The 17,781-nt window shown below is 64.7% G+C and carries 11 protein-coding genes; 6 read left to right on the top strand and 5 right to left on the bottom strand.

Features of this window, described 5'->3' with window-relative positions; all coding sequences use genetic code 11:
- The 5 genes from ACFMO3_RS07150 to ACFMO3_RS07130 all read right to left on the bottom strand — a co-directional run bounded on the left by ACFMO3_RS07150 (position 1) and on the right by ACFMO3_RS07130 (position 10,725).
- Positions 1–2,553 (bottom strand): hypothetical protein, encoded by a 2,553-nt coding sequence (locus ACFMO3_RS07150; RefSeq protein ID WP_376789731.1) that lies wholly within the window; start codon positions 2,551–2,553, stop codon positions 1–3.
- A complete protein-coding gene (locus ACFMO3_RS07145) occupies positions 2,513–4,858 on the bottom strand; it encodes a hypothetical protein (protein WP_376789730.1) in 2,346 nt (781 codons plus the stop codon). The genes ACFMO3_RS07150 and ACFMO3_RS07145 overlap by 41 nt, the downstream gene beginning before the upstream one ends.
- The gene (locus tag ACFMO3_RS07140) at positions 4,855–6,720 is read right to left on the bottom strand and encodes a hypothetical protein (RefSeq protein ID WP_376789729.1); all 1,866 of its coding nucleotides are present in this window, start codon (positions 6,718–6,720) and stop codon (positions 4,855–4,857) included. Before ACFMO3_RS07140 ends, ACFMO3_RS07145 begins: the two co-directional genes overlap by 4 nt.
- Positions 6,720–8,615 carry a glycosyltransferase family 39 protein gene (locus ACFMO3_RS07135; RefSeq protein WP_376789728.1) on the bottom strand — a complete coding sequence of 632 codons (1,896 nt, stop codon included), beginning with the start codon at positions 8,613–8,615 and terminating at the stop codon, positions 6,720–6,722. The genes ACFMO3_RS07140 and ACFMO3_RS07135 overlap by 1 nt, the downstream gene beginning before the upstream one ends.
- A gap of 67 nt (positions 8,616–8,682) precedes the next feature.
- On the bottom strand, positions 8,683–10,725 hold the full coding sequence (locus ACFMO3_RS07130) for a putative cobaltochelatase (protein ID WP_376789727.1): 2,043 nt from the start codon (positions 10,723–10,725) through the stop codon (positions 8,683–8,685).
- A gap of 267 nt (positions 10,726–10,992) precedes the next feature.
- Here ACFMO3_RS07130 and ACFMO3_RS07125 point away from each other — a divergent pair, with 267 nt between their 5' ends.
- The 6 genes from ACFMO3_RS07125 to ACFMO3_RS07100 all read left to right on the top strand — a co-directional run bounded on the left by ACFMO3_RS07125 (position 10,993) and on the right by ACFMO3_RS07100 (position 17,778).
- Entirely contained in the window at positions 10,993–12,345 is a 1,353-nt protein-coding gene (locus ACFMO3_RS07125; protein WP_376789726.1) for a bifunctional folylpolyglutamate synthase/dihydrofolate synthase, read from the top strand.
- A 159-nt stretch (positions 12,346–12,504) separates the two neighbouring features.
- Entirely contained in the window at positions 12,505–13,446 is a 942-nt protein-coding gene (locus ACFMO3_RS07120) for a branched-chain amino acid transaminase (protein ID WP_376789725.1), read from the top strand.
- 259 nt (positions 13,447–13,705) lie between these two features.
- Entirely contained in the window at positions 13,706–16,615 is a 2,910-nt protein-coding gene (locus ACFMO3_RS07115; protein ID WP_376789724.1) for a penicillin-binding protein, read from the top strand.
- 88 nt (positions 16,616–16,703) lie between these two features.
- Positions 16,704–17,066, top strand: a complete 363-nt coding sequence (locus ACFMO3_RS07110; protein WP_376789723.1) for a BTAD domain-containing putative transcriptional regulator — start codon at positions 16,704–16,706, stop codon at positions 17,064–17,066.
- A gap of 282 nt (positions 17,067–17,348) precedes the next feature.
- Positions 17,349–17,489: a hypothetical protein gene (locus ACFMO3_RS07105; RefSeq protein ID WP_376789722.1), complete on the top strand. Its 141-nt coding sequence runs from the start codon at positions 17,349–17,351 to the stop codon at positions 17,487–17,489.
- A 40-nt stretch (positions 17,490–17,529) separates the two neighbouring features.
- Positions 17,530–17,778, top strand: a complete 249-nt coding sequence (locus ACFMO3_RS07100; protein WP_376789721.1) for a hypothetical protein — start codon at positions 17,530–17,532, stop codon at positions 17,776–17,778.
- Positions 17,779–17,781: the final 3 nt, after the last annotated feature.

The raw sequence follows: 17,781 nt of genomic DNA, 5'->3' as shown, positions 1-17,781 counted from the left end.
TCAGCGCCCCTCCAGGATCCGACAGGGACTCGGAAGGATCTCGACGGTTGCCCCTACCGCCGCGGCATACTCCCAGAGCGGCGCGCGGGCCGATCGGATTGGCCAGCGGCTCCCTGGCTCCGGCTGACCCAGCGGGTAGAGCCCAACCACCATGGAGGCCAGGCCAGGAGGCAGATCGGGCGGAAGAGTCACCCGATACCCTTGAGCGATCACCTCTCCCGGCCCCCATTCGCGGAAGGATTTGGTTCCGAAATCAAGGGGCAGATCCCGACCTCCCACCATCCGGCCTCCTCGATCGTGAAGGTGGAGAAACACTACGGGCACATGCTCCTGAGCCCGAAAGGCCTGCACATCCCCCACGTTCCAGAGCATGGTGAACTCAAGCGCCTCGCCCGGACAGAAGGCCTCTCCACTCAGGACGATCGCCCCCAGGATGATGCCGTTCTGGAATTCGATCAGGGGCATGCGATAGGTGGCCGGAAGGGCGGATGAAGGTTCCTCCAGAAAGACCACGCGCCGGAGGGGGATAAGCCGGGCCGGAGGAAGCGCCAGCCGCCCGCTGTCCCCTCCCTCCACCCAGCCCTCCACTCTGAACGCCTGGATGTCTGCCGGCAGGGGGAGAACCCCGATGGGCAACTTCTCCAAGTAGAACGGCAGAACGCGCGGGAGAGCTCCCTCCAGGACATAAGAGGGCGGGACGCTCGCGCGGTTCAGCGGAGTGATCTCCAGTCGATAGCGACCGGGTGTGATGGAGATCCGCCATGGCCACGCGCCCCGTGGGAGATTCAGGAAGATCCAGACCCGATCCCCCACGCGTACGCCGGCGACGTCGATTCCCCCAACCGTGGACCGGGGGCGCTCCCGTATCCGGTAGAGCGTCCCAGCGGGCGTTTCCGCCTCCTTCTCGAAGAAATCCCGGAACAACGCCCAGCGGGCCTCCAGGGCCTCCCGCTCCCCCGGAGCCCAGCCATCGGTTCGAACCAGAACAGCCCGCACGCCCAGATCTTCCAAAAAAGCCAGACTCTCGCGGGAAGGGAAGACCAGGAGGCGATCCGCCACCTCCCAGAACAGGGGAGGAAAGAACCCGCTGTAGCCAATGGGTGTCGGTTGCCCTCGATACAGGGTGGCAAACTGGGCATGGGTCAACCGGCGCATCGTCTCGGCATCGGACAGCACGTCCAGGGTTCGGAGGGTGGGGAGCTCAATGAAGGGGCTTGTCGGGCGATGGCTGGCGAGGCGCTGGTCCAGATCCGGCAACGGCTGCGGCGCTGGATACCGGGGGAAAGGACCCCGATAGGCTTCTAGAGTCGCCAAGGCCAGCACGGCGAGAAACCCCCCAGCTCGAGGGATCCGCCGGGGGCGCCACGTGTGCCAGCCAAGACCGGCCAGCCCGGCCAGGCCCAGCTGGGCCAGCACAAATATCCGGGCGGGGACGCGGATGGCCTGAAAGCCCGGGAAGAAGCGCCAGAGGAGAACATAAGGCATCGCCGGGATCAGCGGCGGATCCTCCAGCCGCAGACGAAGCGCCGGGCCGAGGGAGAACACCCATCCCAGGGCCAGCAACAGGGCGAAGGGCCGGCGCCAGGGGGAGCGGCTCCGCCAAAGGCCATAGGCGGCCAGCCCCAGTGGCACGACCCCTGGGAAAAGGGTCTCCACATAAGCATACCGGTGGACCTCACGGAAAGGTGGGAGCGCGGCATAAAGATGCCCGTGGGGCACCAGCAGGTAGCTGAGCGCCCCGAAGAGGGCCTGCTGATCTAGCCCCCGCACTCCCACCCAGCGGCGCGCCTCTAGGTAAGGCCATGTGACCGGAAGCAGAAGCCCGGCCGCGGCGGCCATGGCGAGGGCGATCCTCCCCCAGAGGACGACCCGGCGGACCCGGGGGTTGCGCATAAGCTGTTCGGCCCCCACGCTGATTAAACCCACCGCTGTGAACAGGCCGAGATAGAGCGAGATCAGAAACTGGAGCGTGAAGACCCCCCCCAACCCCACCACCTCTCGACAGCGACCGGTCCGCAGGGCCCGTAGGAAGAACAGAAGAGCCAGTGGGAGCCCGAAATTCAGCAAAACCTGGAGCTGGGGCGAAGGCCCGAACCGAAGCGTCATGGAGGCGAACAGCATTCCGCTCAGCGTTGCCGCCGATCGATCCCCTGTCATCCAGAAAACGAGGGCATACATGGATCCGGCGGAGAGAACAAAGGCGGAGAGGAAGAGTATATTGTAGGCCAGCACCGGGTTGCCCGTGATTCCGATCACCGGCGCGATCAGCAGCGCAGCCCCGATAAGATGTTCGGAAAAATACAGCGTGTAAGGGTAAGGATAAAAATTGGGCGCGTGGGGGAGCTGGGCAGGATGCCGCAGATGAGCCGCCACCCATCCCAGCGTCCACGCGTTCAACACGGCGTCCCCATTGTTCTCAAGATAAGAGGACATTGTCAGCGCCACCGGCCAGGTCAGCGCGACCGATAACGTAGTGAACAGGAGGGTCGGCGGCCCATGGCGTCGCGCGACCTCAGCGAACCTCGAGGTCCAGAAGATCCACCACTTCGCCATGATCGGAGAGCTCTCGACTGCCTGTCCTCTCATCGTAGAATCCGATGCGCAGGATATAGCGGCCAGGCGGTAGATCGAGCAAAAACCCATAGCGGTCCAGAACAGGCCAGCCCGGCATCCACTCCTCGATCCGTTCCCACCCATCTCGAGGAAGACGATCCTGTTGCAACAAGGGCGGCTGATCCGGATGGCCGATGTGCACAAACACTTTACGAGAGGAAGGGGAGGGACGCACCGCTTGCCAGATCAGGGTCAGACGCAGAGGAGCCCCCCGTTGCAGGCGGAGGAGAGGCTTGTCTCCCCCGGAGATCGGGGCCGTCTCCCCCTGAATGGCCGCTGCGCTCAACTCCAGCCCGTTGGCCCAGCGGATGCCTCCCCCAACGATATGCCACCTCCCTCGAGGGCTTAGGTAGAGGATCAACCTCATCCAGTCTTCATAGTCGTTTTCACGAACCCTGTAGGCGTGCTCCAGCAGATAGCGCTCGATCCCGGGCTCCTGCTCATGCCAGCGATTCCACGGCCGCATCAGCCAGACCCGGGGATGCCGGGCGAGGACGCGGTCCAGTAACGTGCGCTGGGGTTCCGGGAGGGGGAAAGCAGCGGAGAAGATCCCATACCAGTCCACAGGTGCCCGCAGCCAGTTCAGGAAGTAATCGCCGAAATACGGATAGGTCATCAACAGCACGTCCCCCGCTTGCGCCTCCCGGTTGAGGTCCTCAATCATTGGCCGCAGGAAGCGGGCGTTCTCGTGGAAATCGTAGCGTGGATCGTCCGCGATCGTGTGGAGGGACCATGCCGCCGCCAGGAACGCCCCCACGCTGATCCCCCCGATCAGAAGGAGGTTTCGCCCGGGCAGCGTCTCGGAAGCCTGTCGAAGCTGGTGGAGGATCCCCAGGGCGCACAGACCGGCCCCCAGACTGATCGCTATCGGAAGCCAGAGGATGTGCCAACCTGGCCCCTTGCGGATCCATGCGGGCGCCGGATCTGTCCCATCCAGCATCCGCCAGTGGCCCAGGATCGGGTTGTAAGCCAGATCCCAGGCCACGCGCTCCATTGCCTGCGGATAATCCCTCAGCACATGATATAAGGAGCGATCCAGCTCGCCTTCAAAGACGCGGGGATCCACCAGGATGCCAGCCAGCTGGGGAAGCAGGGCCAGCAGCCCGAGACCGATCAGCAAGGGGAGACCCCAGCGGCGGGGCAGCTGGAGGAGATGAGCCACAGCCGGGGCAGCGGCAAGCATCATCCCAGGAATCAAAGGAATCATATATCGCGGTCCCCAGCTCAGGCCACCCCACCAGATGATCTGACGGCTGTAACCGATTAGATGAAGCGCCGCGAAAACCGTCAGGCCTCCGGCAAGAAAGGGATAGGTTCGAAAGAGCCTCCCGAGCCCCGCCAGGGCCAGCAGCAAGGCTGGCGAATAGATGAGCACCCCCTTGCCAGGGCTAACCGTCAGGGCCAGGGCTCGACGGACCATCTGCTCCGGCTCAGAGAGCACCAGCTCCGGTGAGCGCGAATACTCCACCACATTGCGGGCAAACGCCGGAACGCCGACCAGAGTGGTGCGGTAATACAGATGAGCCGGGATGATCACCATCATGAAGCCCGCCAGCGCGGCCATCCCCGCCTGAAGCGCCATCCGTCGGGAAGGAAAACGCATCGATGGATAGAGAGCAATGAGAAGGCCTGGGAGGGCGATCAGAGCGGATTGCTTGGTCGCCACCGCCCCTCCGAAAGCCAGCCCAGCCAGGAAGAAGAGAGCTTCAGGCGGCCTGGGGATAAGAAAGGGCGCCCCGAAGGCCAGCAACAACCAGAACCCGGCCAGAGGCTCCCGGAACAGCCGCTGGCTGTAGGGCCAGGCCATCGTCCCAAAGGCGAACAGAAACGCGGTGGCCGTAGCCGTCCGAGGGGAGAAGTTCAGACCTCTCAAAATCAGATAGAGCGCGCTGACCGTGGCCGCGGCGACCAGCGGGCCCAGCAGCATGGCCGTCTGGAAACGCCCGGTTCCCAGAAGATCGCTCAGCCCGAGCAGAGGAACCAGTGCTACGATCTGAAGGGGCTCATAATTGGGGACCATCTCCCCAGACACTGTGTACATGCCTACGTTCGCGCTGCCGGGCTTGACATCCAGATAGTAAAGGGGGTGGATGGTGAAGCGCCCGATCTTCTGAAAGCTCGAGGCAGAAGCGAACATCGCCCGCTCGTCATCGCTGATGGGATAGCCGGAATAGGTCAGGAAATACACCGCGAAGGCCAGCAGCCCCAGCCCTAGCGACCATCCCACGTCCCGTCGTGTGATCATGGGCCGACCTCAACGATCCCGAGCTCGAGGTGATCCGAAGTCTCCACCGGGATGCGAATCAGGGTCTCCCAGTTGTATCGCCCGATGACCAGGCGGTAGCGACCCGGAGCCACATGTTCGGGAATCTTTAAATCGAAATGCTCGAACAGGATCTCCCCCCTGGACCACGCCATGGAGGGATAAGATCCTCGGCCCACCGGATGATCGTCCTGAGCGATCAGGCGGCCGGTCTCATCCAGGAGATGCACAAACACGCTGTGCTCCTCCCGAACCTCCCCCCACCGCCGCCATGCGGTCGAGACACGCAGACTTCCGCCCCGGGGCACAGCGCTCTCAGGCTCGAGCCGGAAGGCCACCAGCTCGATCCCATCCGCCCAACGCGCCGTTGCTGGGCGCATCTCCGCCAGGGCGCGCGCCTCCGGCCGGAACGCGAGCAGCCGCAGCGGGCCGAAGGCCAGTTCCTCCTGAAGCTCCGCGTGCAGGCGCAGCCAGCGCTCGACTTCCTCGGATCCCGGCCACATGGGCAGGTGAATCGGGATCAGCCAGATCCGCTGATACTGCGAAGCGAGGCGCTCCAGGGCGGCGAGGGTTTCCGCCCGCTGAAAAGGCTGTATAGCAGGTAGCATCCCCCAGGGAATGGCGTCTCGATGATAATATGTGAACGACGGATCGGGAAATGTGATCAGCGCGTAATCCCCTGGCTGGGCCTTCCGATGCAGCTCAGCGGTCAGCTCCCGGATTGGAGGGCTCTTGGCATATCGAGGATCCGCATAATAATGCACTAGGCTCTGGACAAAACCGATCCCGATCCCCAGGCTACACAGGCTCAGGACCCCCCAGCGCCATGGCTTCCCGCCCCGGAGCTCCCCCATGCCGATCGCCGCCAGAAGGATCCAGAAGGGAAGAGCGGTGATCATATAGTGGGGAGCGAAAACCGATCGGCTCCGGGCCACCAAGAAGGTCGCTGCAATCGGCGCAGCCAGGTGCCCAATCAACCAGAGGCCCTCCTCCCGCGAAGTCCGGATGGACCGCCACGCCCCGATTCCGGCAGCCAGCGTCCAGCCGGCGATCGCCACTGCCGCCGCCAGGCCATCCCCGGTCGTCCCTACCGTAAACGCCCGGACGATCGAATATAGCCCGTCCAGGAGCGCGGGGGCACGCTGCGCCGTTCCTGAATACGAAGCCAGCGCATGCCCGGCCAGAATCGCCCCGGGGAGAAAGAGCACCAAGATCGCCCCCTGGGCCACTCCCCATGGCCAGAGAAGACGAGGCCGGAAAGCGACGATCCACAACCCTTGCAGCGCGAACAAGATAATCAGATTGTAATGATAATAGGCGCCCAACGTTCCCATCAGGATGAAGATCACCCAGTCCCGCTTCCGGCCCGTGCGCAGCGCCTGCAGGAGCGCCGCCGGCTCCGCCACGCCAAAGAACGCCAATGTCCCATACTGTCGGGCGTCCTGGCTCTGCCAGACCAGATAGGGGTGAATGCTGGCCAGCGCCATCCCTGCCATGGCCATCGCCCGATCGCAGCCGAGAGATCGAAGCCACCAGCCCACCAGCGGGAGGATCAGGAAGGTCAGAAACAGCGAATGGAAACGCAGCGCAAACTCCCCGTCGCCGGCCCATCCTATCCATACCTTCATCCAGAGAAAGGGCAGTGGAGAATGGGGCTCCCGGGCCTCCCAGATGAACCGGAGGATCGACCCGGGATCCTGGCGGGCGATCATCCACGAGAAGGCCTCATCTCCCCGCAGGGAGGGAAGCGCAATCCGCCACACGCGCAGAAAGAAGCCCGCCCCCAGGAGAGCGAGAGCGGCAACTGGGATCGCCCGGCGATGTCCCGCCGCTGTGCCTCGCATCACGGGAGGACCTCGATCTCGTCCAGGATATAGGCAGTCATGGAGGCCTCTCCAGGCGGTTCTACCCAGACCGCCAGCCCATAGCGGCCGGGGGGTAGATCCTCCGGAAGGAACAGGTCCCGATCATCCACGATGAGGGGACCCACCGGCCACTCAGCGGGCGGATGCCGGAGAAGGAGACCATCCCGAGGGGGAAGTGCCTCCCCGCGGATGCGTCCCTCGGAATCCATCAGCGCGGCGCGGAGATGGACCTCGGAGCGATGAGCGGCCTTTCGCTGCCAGTATAGAGTGAGATGGAGCTGACGGGTTGGCGGGAAAACGCCCCAGGCTCGCGGGCGCACCCCTCCCGAGCCTGCATGCTGGAACCCCCGCAGGATCCATCCGCCCGGGAACGACAGGATGGTGGGTCGAGCCCCTGGAGGAAGATCCTCCCGCTGCCAGCGGATCGCGTAGGCCCGGATGCGGATCTTCTCCGGGAAAACTTCCATCCGAACCGGATACCGGGACCGCAGCACCTGATCCACCCAGTCCTGGGGATCGGCCCAGTCGGCGTGGGCCCGCACATACCAGAGGGTTTCATACTGCTCCAAGCCCAGCTCGTTTAAGGTCCGCTCGGCGGCGGAGCGATCCGGAAGGGGATGCGCAAACGCCCGATGCTCCAAGGGCTTCCGATAATAATGAAAGAACGGGAAGCGAATATATTCCGCAAAGAAGAGCGCCCCATCCCGGGGTCCAGCATATGCGGAAATCCATGCGGCCGCTCCGCGCCAATCCTCCTTGGCGCTCCGGGGCGACCAGAGCTCCCACAAGCCGGGGACGCTGATCCCCACCCAGCCTATCCATGCCGCGATCATCCACGCCCAGCTCCGAGCAGAAGGCTTTCCCCAGGCGATGAGGGCCGCCAGTCCGATCAGGAACATGGGGGTGAGGCTCATCCAGTAGCGCGGAGAGGTGAGGGGAAACCGCTGGCTCGCCAGATACCAGAGCCCCCATCCGAGCCCCAGGCTGATCCCCCACCGCACGGGGGAGAAACCCCGAAGCCGAAGGAGGCCGATGAGCAGCACGGCTCCCATGTAAACCCAAGGGACAACCTCTGGAAAACCGGGCGGGATCTGATAAACGGTCCAGGTGATGATCAGGAGCTGGGCAGCAGCTCCCAGGGGCTGGGGAGGATTCCACCAGAACACAGTGCCCTGCTGGCTGCTCCACGCCCGCAGGGCCAGGGGCCATCCCGCAAGCAAAAGGGCCGTTAGAGCAAGCAGCCAACGCGGCGGCCGCCACAAACGTCCCCCTTCCCATGCGGCTAGCGCCAGATGCGCCGTGATCATCCAGAGTGCGGTGAGATGGGTATAACACGTGGCCACGATGGCCATGCCATAGCGGAGCCAGCTGGACCAGCGGTTCCGTTGAAGCGCCCGCAGCAGCTCCAGCGTGCTCAGGCTGCTCAGGGCGAAGAGAAGGCCATAGACGCGGACTTCCTGGGAGAACCAGACCAGGTAGGGCTGGAACACCCCCATGGCCAGGGCCAGTCGACCGACCGCTCGACCGAAGGCGATCCGGCCAAGCGGAAAGAGGAACGCCAGGCCGATCAGCATCCATCCGGCCGAGAAAAAACGCAACGCGAAATCCCCGTCCCCAGCCAAAGCTATCCATCCTTTGAGCAGGAGGAAATAAAGGGGAGGGCTCACCTCCTCTCGAAAGGCCATGGTGCGTTCGAGCAGCACTCCCAGGGGCAGCTGGGCAATCCAGAGCGCTGCTCCTTCATCCAGCCAAATGCTATGGTAGGCCAAACCGTGGATCCGGAGCCCCCAGCCTAACCCCAGCAGCGCCAGGGCCACAAGATCCCCGCGCCAATGGGTGCGGATCCATGGACGGATGGGTGGGGAGATGGACACGACGCGCATCCCGCACCGAGGATCTGGAAAGTTGTGGCCGGCTTCCGCCGCGCTCTCCGGCCCGCCTTTACCGCAACGCCGACCGGACCGTGGAGTAAAGGGATTCCGCTTTCAGCTCCTGGAGCGTATAGCAGGGGGCGCCCAGATGATCGGCCAGCGCCTGGGCCAGGCCCTGATCGAAGGCCGCATGCTCCATGTTGATCACCACGCACGGGATCCCCCGCTCCCGAAAGCGGTCGGCGATCCGGTGGGCTTCCTCCTGGGGCGGCAGCTCGCTCATGGAAACGTTGCCTGCTCCGTCCGTGAGCAGGATCATCAATGGGCGCACCTCGGGGCGCAGGAGCATCTCCCGACAAAGCACCTCATACGCCAGCAATAGGCCTGCCGACAGCGGCGTCTTGCCCCCCACCGGAATGTCCTCCAGGGCCTTCTTGGCCAGGTCCACACTGGAGGTCGGGGGAAGCACCAGCCGGGCCCGATCTTTCTGAAAGACGATCAGCCCCACCCGATCCCGCCGCTGATAGGCGTCCGTCAGCAGGGAGAGGATCGCCCCCTTGGTGGCCTCCATCCGTTCCGCCACCGCCATGCTCCACGAGGCGTCCACCACGAAGAGGATCAAATTCGCGGCCTTGCGGACCCGAACCTTGCGATGATAATCCTCCGGCCGGATAGCCAGGGTGGTCTGAGAGCGGTCCCGTTCGATCTGATGGGGGGCGGCAGCCCGGAAGGTGGCGTCGAAGGCCAGATCCTCGGCCTGGCCCGGGGAGGGACGCGCCCAGATGTAACGGCCCCGCTTGCGGGCGGAACGGGTGGCGCTCCGGCGACCACCGATCCGCCGCTCCCGCCGATCCTTCGGCGTGTCCAGGCGCTTCACCCGGAAGGTCTCCCCAATCGGGACCTGCTTCCCTCCCTCCCACCACACGCCTTCCTGCCGGGTGACGGTCTGGCGCTGCAGCGGTGCCGATTCCTCTCCGACGGGATGGCTCTGATCACGGAGCTCCCCGTCGGTGCGCTGGGCTTTTTTTGGGATCCCCCCCTCCGAACCCGAGGTCGGCTGGGAAGGGGCATTGCCTTCCATCTGGCGCCGAACCTGCTCCATGCGTTCGGCCAGCTGCTCCAGGGTGAGATGGCCGTCCTCGTCGAAGGGCCGGCGCTTGAGCCGGTGTGGAAGCGCCAGCTCGGCCGCCAGCAGGATGTCCTCCTCCGTAATCTGATCCCGGCCCTTGAAGGCCGCATGGGCCCGTGCCGTCTTCAAGATCACCAGATCCGCTCGATGGCCGTCTACCCCCAGGCTGGCCACCAGCCCAGCGATCAGCAGGAGATCCCGCGGGGTATGGATGACCTGAGGGAGCCGCTCCCGTGCCGCCGCGATCTCTTCCGAAAGCTGGCGCTCATACGGCTCCCACTCCGCGCGGAACCCCTCCGGGTCCTGTTCGAAGGCCAGGTTGCGCCGCAGGATCTCCGCCCGCTGGGCGGGATCCCGCACCCCTTCCACATTCACGCAGAGGGCAAAACGGTCCAGCAACTGCGGCCGCAGATCCCCTTCTTCAGGGTTCATGGTCCCCACCAGGATGAAACGAGCCGGGTGCTGGAAGGAGATCCCCTCCCGCTCCACCACATTCACCCCCATCGCCGCCGCGTCCAGCAGCACATCCACAATATGATCGTCGAGCAGATTGACCTCATCTACATAGAGGAGACCCCGGTTGGCCATCGCCAGGACCCCTGGCTCAAACCGGCGCTCCCCCTTCTGGATCGCCCGCTCGATGTCCAGGGTGCCCACCACGCGGTCCTCCGTGGCGCTCACCGGCAAGTCCACGAAACGGGTCTTGCGCCGGGCCACCGGTAGGCTCTCGCCCCGGGCGGCCCGCTCCTGACAGAGGGTGCACCAGGTGGCTGGCTGATGGGGATCACAGGCGAAAGGACAATCGGCCACCACATCGATTTCGGGAAGAAGGGCCGCCAGGGCGCGGGCAGCCGTGGACTTGGCGGTGCCCCGTTCCCCGCGGATCAGCACCCCGCCGATCTGTGGGTAGATGGCGCAGAGCACCAGCGCGCGTTTCATTCGCTCCTGATCGACGATCGCCGTAAACGGAAAAACCACACGCATCGGAACCCCCTTCCGGACAGAAGTCCATGGGCGGCGAGCATGGGGCGTGGGCGATTGCTTTTCATTGTAGCGGAAACAAGGAACCGGTCAAAAAATGGGGATAGAATGGCGGGAGATGGCGGGAAGAGTGCTTCTGCTCTCCCCTGCAAACGCCATGGCATGGTCCGGCCATAGGAGGCTTTCGCAGGAGATGGCCGAGGAAGGCCACCCACCCCCTCCCTCAACCCTCGAAGATGGAGCAAGGGATATCCAGAGGAGGGAGCAGCGATGCATGAAGAGGACGCTTATCTCGCAACCCTGCAGGAACTGTTCGGACGGGCCAACTTCGAGACGCGCCGCCCTCGTGCGCCGGAGGCCTTCCGGCTGGAGCCGATCCGACGTCTGCTGGAGAAACTGGAGAATCCTCACCGCCGCTATGCCGTGATTCATATCGCCGGCACCAAGGGGAAGGGCTCCACCGCCGCGATGGCCGAGGCGATCCTCCGAGCAGCCGGATACCGCACGGGCCTTTACACTTCCCCCCATCTGCATACCATGCGGGAGCGGATCCGCATGGGAGGGGAGCTGATCCCGACTTCCACTGTGGTGGAGCTCTTCGAGCAGCTCCGTCCAGCCATCGAGGCCGATCCCGACCTCACGGTCTTCGACATCCTGACGGCGATGGGGTTCCTGGCCTTCGCTGAGGCCGGCGTGGAGATCGCGGTGGTGGAGGTCGGCCTGGGAGGACGCCTGGATTCCACAAACGTGGTCTCCCCGGCTGTCTGTCTGATCACCGCCCTCAGCATGGATCATACCGAGATCCTGGGGCCGACGCTGGCCCATATCGCATTCGAGAAGGCCGGCATCCTGAAGCCTGGGGTCCCCGCCGTGACCGCCCCTCAGGCGGAAGAGGCGATGGCAGTGCTGCGGCAGGTAGCAGCGGAGCGCGGGGCTCCGCTCTGGACCCTGGAGGGCTGGCGTTACGGTCCGGAGGAGATCGCCCCGACCGGACAACGGGGGGAAATCCATTCCCCTGATGGGTCCCACTGGTCCATCCGCCTGCCGCTGCTGGGACGCCATCAATGGGAGAACGCGGCCCTCGCGGTGGCCGCCGTGGGCCAGCTGCGGGAGCAGGGATGGACGATCCCCGATGAGGCGATCCGGGAGGGGCTGGAACGGGTGCAATGGCCAGGGCGCTTTGAGGTCCTCCAGGAAGAGCCCCCGCTGGTTCTGGATGGGGCCCACAACGATGCCTCCGCGACGCGGCTGGCCGAGACAGTGGCCGAGGTGTTCCCAGGACGTCGCTGGCAACTGGTCTTCGGGATTTCCGCCGATAAAGATCCGCTGGCCATTCTGGCTCCCCTACAACCGCTGGTCGCAGGGATCTGGCTCACCCGCTCCCGCCATCCCCGGGCGGCGGCCCCCCAGCGCCTGGCGGAAGCGGCGAGGACGCTGGGACTTCCCGGGCGGATCCGCAGCGAAGTGGCCCATGCCTTGGAGGACGCACTGGCGGAAGGCGGCCCGGTCCTGGTCACTGGCTCCCTGTTCGTGGTGGCCGAAGCCCGGGAGACATGGGCCGCCTGGGGCCGGATGCCCATGCCGGAGGTGGATCCCATCCCGGTGCGGGTCGGAGGGCGGTGAAGCGACGCTGCTCAGGCCGCGCGGGGTGCCCCCGCAAGGTATAATCGAGACAGGTGGAGCGCCCTCTCGTCCTGGGGCCCCAGCGGGCGGAGAAGCCTTCCAGTGCTCTTTCCGAGAAGGGCCCGCCCATTTCCATACTTTTCTTGGAGGGGGAAGGCCATGAGCGGCCGCTATGCATTCTTCAAGGGTCGCATCGTGCCCATCGAGGAAGCCGTGATCAGTGTGCGGACCCATGCCTTTAATTATGGGACGGGGGTCTTTGAAGGGATACGGGCCTACTGGAACGATGAGGAGCAGCAGCTCTTCATCTTCCGGCCCCGCGAGCACTACGAACGCCTCCTTGCCTCCGCCCGAATGCTCCTGATGAGCTTGCCCTACAACCCCGATGACCTCACCCGCATCACGGTCGAGCTGCTTCAAAAAGAAGGATACCGCGAGGATGTCTACATCCGCCCTATCGCCTACAAAGCCGACGAGGTCATCGGGGTCCGCCTACATAACCTGAAGGAGGAATTGACCATCTGGACCACCCCCTTCGGCCACTACATTGAGGGCGAGGCGGCCCACGTGATGGTCTCCTCATGGCGACGGATCAACGACAATGCCATCCCCGCTCGCTCCAAGGTCACCGGCGCTTATGTGAACTCCGCCCTGGCTAAGAGCGAGGCGATGCTCAACGGGTTTGATGAGGCCATTGTGCTCACCGAGGATGGCCACGTGGCCGAGGGGAGCGCAGAGAACCTGTTCATCGTTCGGAATGGAACCCTGATCACGCCCCCGGTGACTGATGAGATCCTAGAGGGAATCACCCGGCGCACCATCATCGAGCTCGCCCACAACGAGCTGGGGATTCCCACGGTGGAGCGACATATCGACCGCACGGAACTTTACTACGCCGATGAGATGTTCCTCTGCGGCACCGGTGTGCAGCTTGTCCCGGTGGTCTCGGTGGATCGGCGGCCGGTGGGCAATGGGGAGATCGGGCCGATCACGCGGCGGCTCCATGATCTGTACTTCGATGTGGTCCGCGGGAAGGTGCCAAAGTATCGCCACTGGTGCACGCCAGTTTACGCACCGGAGCCCGTGCGAGCTTCCGGCTAAGCCGCCGCATGGCCGCAGCGATGCTCCCTCGAGAACAGGGAGTGGTGGGGCGGTCGGCTCCGCGGATCGTTCCACCACTCTCTTTATTTCCCACCCGGCCCAGCAAGCTCCCCCAAGCAGGCTCCCCGTACACCCCATTCGCGACCGGCTCGAGTTAGAATGAGAATAGATAGGGAAGGCTAGCCCGAGGCCGGATGGTCGACCCGGGAACGGCCGTTGGAAGATGGTGGACTCCCTTCGTCCGGAGCGGCGAGAAAAAATGACCCTTCGAAATAGCGAGCTGGGATGGTTGCTGGAGCGGCGGCGGATGCGGCGGGCTCGCCGCCGCCGGGGGCTCAGCGCCTGGGTCCGCCTAATGCTGACGGGTGCGATCTTTCTCGTAACCGTCTTCGGCGTGCTGACCGCGGCGGGCGTGGCCGGGGCTGCTGCCCTGTATACGAGCCTGGTCCGGGATCTCGATCCCTCCCGCATCGAGGCCAGCGCCAGAGCATTCGAAACCACTAAAATATACGACCGCACCGGCCGCGTCCTGCTCTACGAGGTGATCGACCCCACATGGGGCGATCGGACGTGGGTCCCCCTGGACCAGATCCCGCTCTCCCTGCGCCAGGCCACTATTGCTATTGAGGATCGCTCGTTCTATGAGAACCCAGGGATCAACCCGAGGGGCCTGCTGCGGGCCTTGTGGATCAACCTGCACACGGGCGGTGAGGTTGTTCAGGGGGGCTCTTCCATCACCCAGCAGCTGGTCAAAAATACCCTCATCGATCCTCAAGAGCGCTATCAGCGCTCCTATGTTCGCAAGATCAAGGAGATCCTCCTCGCCCTGGAGCTCTCCCGACGCTACTCGAAGGATCAGATCCTGGAATTCTATCTCAACACGAACTTCTACGGGAACCTGGCCTACGGCGTGGAGGCGGCGGCTCAGATCTACTTCGGGAAGCACGTGTGGGAGCTGAACCTGGCGGAGTCGGCGATGCTGGCCGCCATCCCCCAGTTCCCCAGCCTGAACCCCATCGATGCTCCCCAGGAGGCCAAGCGGCGGCAGGAGCTGGTGCTGGATGCCATGGTAAAAGAAGGCTACATCTCGCCGGAGGAAGCCGCGGCCGCCAAAGCGCAACCCATCCCAATCCGGCGGAAACCCGCCGAGCGCTTTGATATCAAGGCCCCCCACTTCTCGCTCTACGTCCGCCGCTGGCTGGAGGAGCGCTTCGGGCCGGACCTGGTGAACCGTGGCGGGCTCCGGGTCTACACCACCCTGGACTGGGACCTCCAGCAATACGCGGAGGAGGCCGTCCGCCGCCATGTGGAAAAGCTGAAGGCCGAGAACCGGAACGTGACCAACGGCGCCCTGGTGGCCATCCGCCCGAAGACCGGCGAGATCTTGGCAATGGTGGGAAGCGTGAATTACTGGGATGAATCCATCGATGGCCGTTTCAATGTGGCGGTCGACGGGCTGCGGCAGCCGGGTTCCGCTTTCAAACCCTTTACCTATGCCACCTTGCTCAGCCAGGGCGTCCCAGCCTCCCACTTGTTCTGGGATGTTCCCAAGACCTTCGACCAGGGGCCGGAGATGCCGCCCTATGCCCCGGAGAATTACGATCGCCGCTTCCACGGCCCACAGCGGATGCGGCTGGCCCTGGCCCGCAGCTATAACATCCCGGCCGTGGAGGCCCTGCAGATGGCCGGGATCGCCAATGTGATCCGCCTCGCCCACCGCATGGGCATCACCACCCTGGATAAAGGCCTGGACTACTACGGCCTGGCCCTTACCCTGGGCGGCGGCGAGGTCCGTCTGATCGATATGGTCTACGCTTTCAGCGTCTTCGCCAACAACGGCTTCATGGCCGGAGCGCCGGTTCCGGAAGAGCGCCGTCGGCCCGGCTATCGCGAGCTGGATCCGGTCCCCGTGCTCCGGGTGGAAACACCGGATGGGAAGGTCCTCTGGGAATACCGCCAGCCGGAGGTGCAGGCCGTCCTGGATCCACGGGTGGCGTATCTGATCACCAGCATCCTCTCGGACAACACCGCGCGTTGGGAAGCCTTCGGGCGGGGGAACGTGCTGGAGCTCTCCCGGCCCGCCGCCGTGAAGACCGGGACGACAAACGATTTCCGGGATAACTGGACCGTCGGCTACACGCCGCAACTGGTCGTGGGGGTTTGGGTGGGGAACACCGACAACCGCCCAATGCAAAACGTGTCGGGGATCGCCGGGGCAGCCCCTATCTGGCATGATGTGATGGAATACGCCCACCAGGGCCTCCCGGTGGAGCCCTTCCAGCGGCCTCCCGGCTTGATCGAAGAGACTATCTGCGCGGTCTCGGGGAAGCTCCCCGGCCCTTACTGCCCGACGGTGCGGGAGCTATTCATCCCCGGCACCGAGCCCCATGAGGTCTGCGACCTCCACCAGGCGTTCCTCATCAATCGCGAGACGGGCAAGCTGGCCACCGCCAGCACGCCGCCAGATAAAATCGAGGAGAAGGTCTTCCTGGTGGTCCCACCGGAGGCCTTGGGCTGGGCTCGGGAAGCGGGCATCCCCCAGCCGCCCACGGAATATGACACCCAGTTCGCCCAACCCGTCGGCGATGTGGCGATCCTGAACCCCGCCCCCTACGCCTATGTGCGGGGGATTGTCCCCATCATCGGGAATGCGCGGGGGGACGTGGCCTTCTATCGGGTGGCGGTGGGCGCCGGCCTCAACCCCACCGCCTGGATCCCCATTGGTCCTGATCATGGGAACCCCGTGGATAACGGATTGCTGGAGAACTGGGACACCACCGGATTCGCCGATGGTCTCTATACCCTCCAGCTCACGGTGGCCCGCCACGACGGCAGCATGCACACCGCCACGGTGCCCGTAACCGTGGATCACACGCCGCCATCAGTTCGGATTGTGTACCCACGGGAGGGCGAGCGTTACCAGCTCTCCGATGAGTGGATCAGCGTGAACACCGAGGTCTCGGATAACTACGCCATGGATTGGGTGGAGTTCTACGTCGACGGCCAGCCCTTCACGGTGCGAGATGTGCCGCCCTTCAACGCCAAGTGGTACTTCCGACAGGTGGAGCGGGATCGGCTGCTGGGCTGCCATGAGTTCTGGGTGAAAGCCTACGACAAGGCTGGCAACGAGGCCGAAAGCAACCACGTCCGCGCCTGTGTGGGACGTTAAGTCGGGCGCACCCCTCGCAACCCACCTAGCCCTTCAGGCCGCGAAATGAGGAGAGCCCGTTCCTCCCAAACCATCGCCGGGGCGGCTCTTGCTCGAAACCCGCTTTCCCGTTATACTCATTGTTGCTAACGCCTCTCCAACCATAGCAACAGGGGATCCCAGGATCCGCTACCTCGAGGCCCTGCTTGCCCTGGCGGAAGGGACCCTGAAGGGCGGGGAGCCCCAGGCCGCTCTGGCCTGGTTCCAGCAGGCCCTCACCGCCGACCCCTATCTGGAGGCGGCCTGCCTCGGGGTCCTGCGGTGCTACCTGGTGATGGATCAGCCCGCCGCGGCCCTGGCCTTCTACCGGCAGTATGCCGTCCGGCTGGAGCGGGATCTCGGCCTGCGTCCCTCCCCGGAGGCCCGTGCCCTCTACGAATCGATCCTCCGCACCCAGGACCGTTCCCGCTGAGGGAGCCGGATTTGGATGTAACCCATTCCCAGGAGGACCCGGGCGGATCCCGACGCCCGCCCGGGGAGGACCTTCCCTCACCGTGGGCCGGAGGGGATGGCATTGGATTCCGTGGAATCGGCCCATCGGCCATCGCCCCGCCACCCCCGCCCGCCGGCGCGGGCTCCTCCTCCCCGATCCTCCCCCTCTGTTAGAAATCCTTAGCCTTCTTAGCCTTCCCCGTGAGAATTCCGTGAGAGGTCCCCCGTAAGATGGAGCCAGAACCCTAGAGGAGGAAGCGCCATGAAGACCCATGGGCTCGCGCTGGCGATCTGGCTGATGGCCCATCCTCATGCGCTCCGCCTGGCCCTGCTCGCCGTCTGGCTGGTCGGGGTGGTCTTCCAGCTGGCCAACCCGCCGATGGATGGCGGCAATCCCACTTAATCCTTTGAGATTCCAGCCCTTGGAATCCGGATCAACAGCTATGTCGGCGGCGGCGATCGATGAACTGGTGGGCTGGGCCCTGATCGATGAGCGGATCCGGCAGGACCTGCTGAGCGCCCGCCGGGCGGAGGTCCTGGCCCGTTATGATCTCACCGAAGAGGAGCGGCAGTGGCTCCTCCAGGTGCAGGCGAAGGACCTGACGGATTTCGCGGCGGCGGCGGCCCGCTGGATCGAGCATCGGTCCTCGCAGGAGATCACCCCCTATCCCGATTTCCTGTTCATTAGGTGAGCG

The sequence above is a fragment of the Thermoflexus sp. genome, from assembly GCF_042408815.1.
In the GTDB taxonomy this organism is placed as follows: domain Bacteria; phylum Chloroflexota; class Anaerolineae; order Thermoflexales; family Thermoflexaceae; genus Thermoflexus.
This window is presented reverse-complemented; position numbering and strand designations above follow the sequence as displayed.

Bases quoted from the DNA above. Each gene is read 5' to 3' on its own strand.
- ACFMO3_RS07150 (WP_376789731.1), bottom strand. From the start codon at position 2,553: ATGGCGAAGTGGTGGATCTTCTGGACCTCGAGGTTCGCTGAGGTCGCG.
- ACFMO3_RS07145 (WP_376789730.1), bottom strand. From the start codon at position 4,858: ATGATCACACGACGGGACGTGGGATGGTCGCTAGGGCTGGGGCTGCTG.
- ACFMO3_RS07140 (WP_376789729.1), bottom strand. From the start codon at position 6,720: ATGCGAGGCACAGCGGCGGGACATCGCCGGGCGATCCCAGTTGCCGCT.
- ACFMO3_RS07130 (WP_376789727.1), bottom strand. From the start codon at position 10,725: ATGCGTGTGGTTTTTCCGTTTACGGCGATCGTCGATCAGGAGCGAATG.
- ACFMO3_RS07125 (WP_376789726.1), top strand. From the start codon at position 10,993: ATGCATGAAGAGGACGCTTATCTCGCAACCCTGCAGGAACTGTTCGGA.
- ACFMO3_RS07120 (WP_376789725.1), top strand. From the start codon at position 12,505: ATGAGCGGCCGCTATGCATTCTTCAAGGGTCGCATCGTGCCCATCGAG.
- ACFMO3_RS07115 (WP_376789724.1), top strand. From the start codon at position 13,706: ATGACCCTTCGAAATAGCGAGCTGGGATGGTTGCTGGAGCGGCGGCGG.
- ACFMO3_RS07105 (WP_376789722.1), top strand. From the start codon at position 17,349: ATGAAGACCCATGGGCTCGCGCTGGCGATCTGGCTGATGGCCCATCCT.
- ACFMO3_RS07100 (WP_376789721.1), top strand. From the start codon at position 17,530: ATGTCGGCGGCGGCGATCGATGAACTGGTGGGCTGGGCCCTGATCGAT.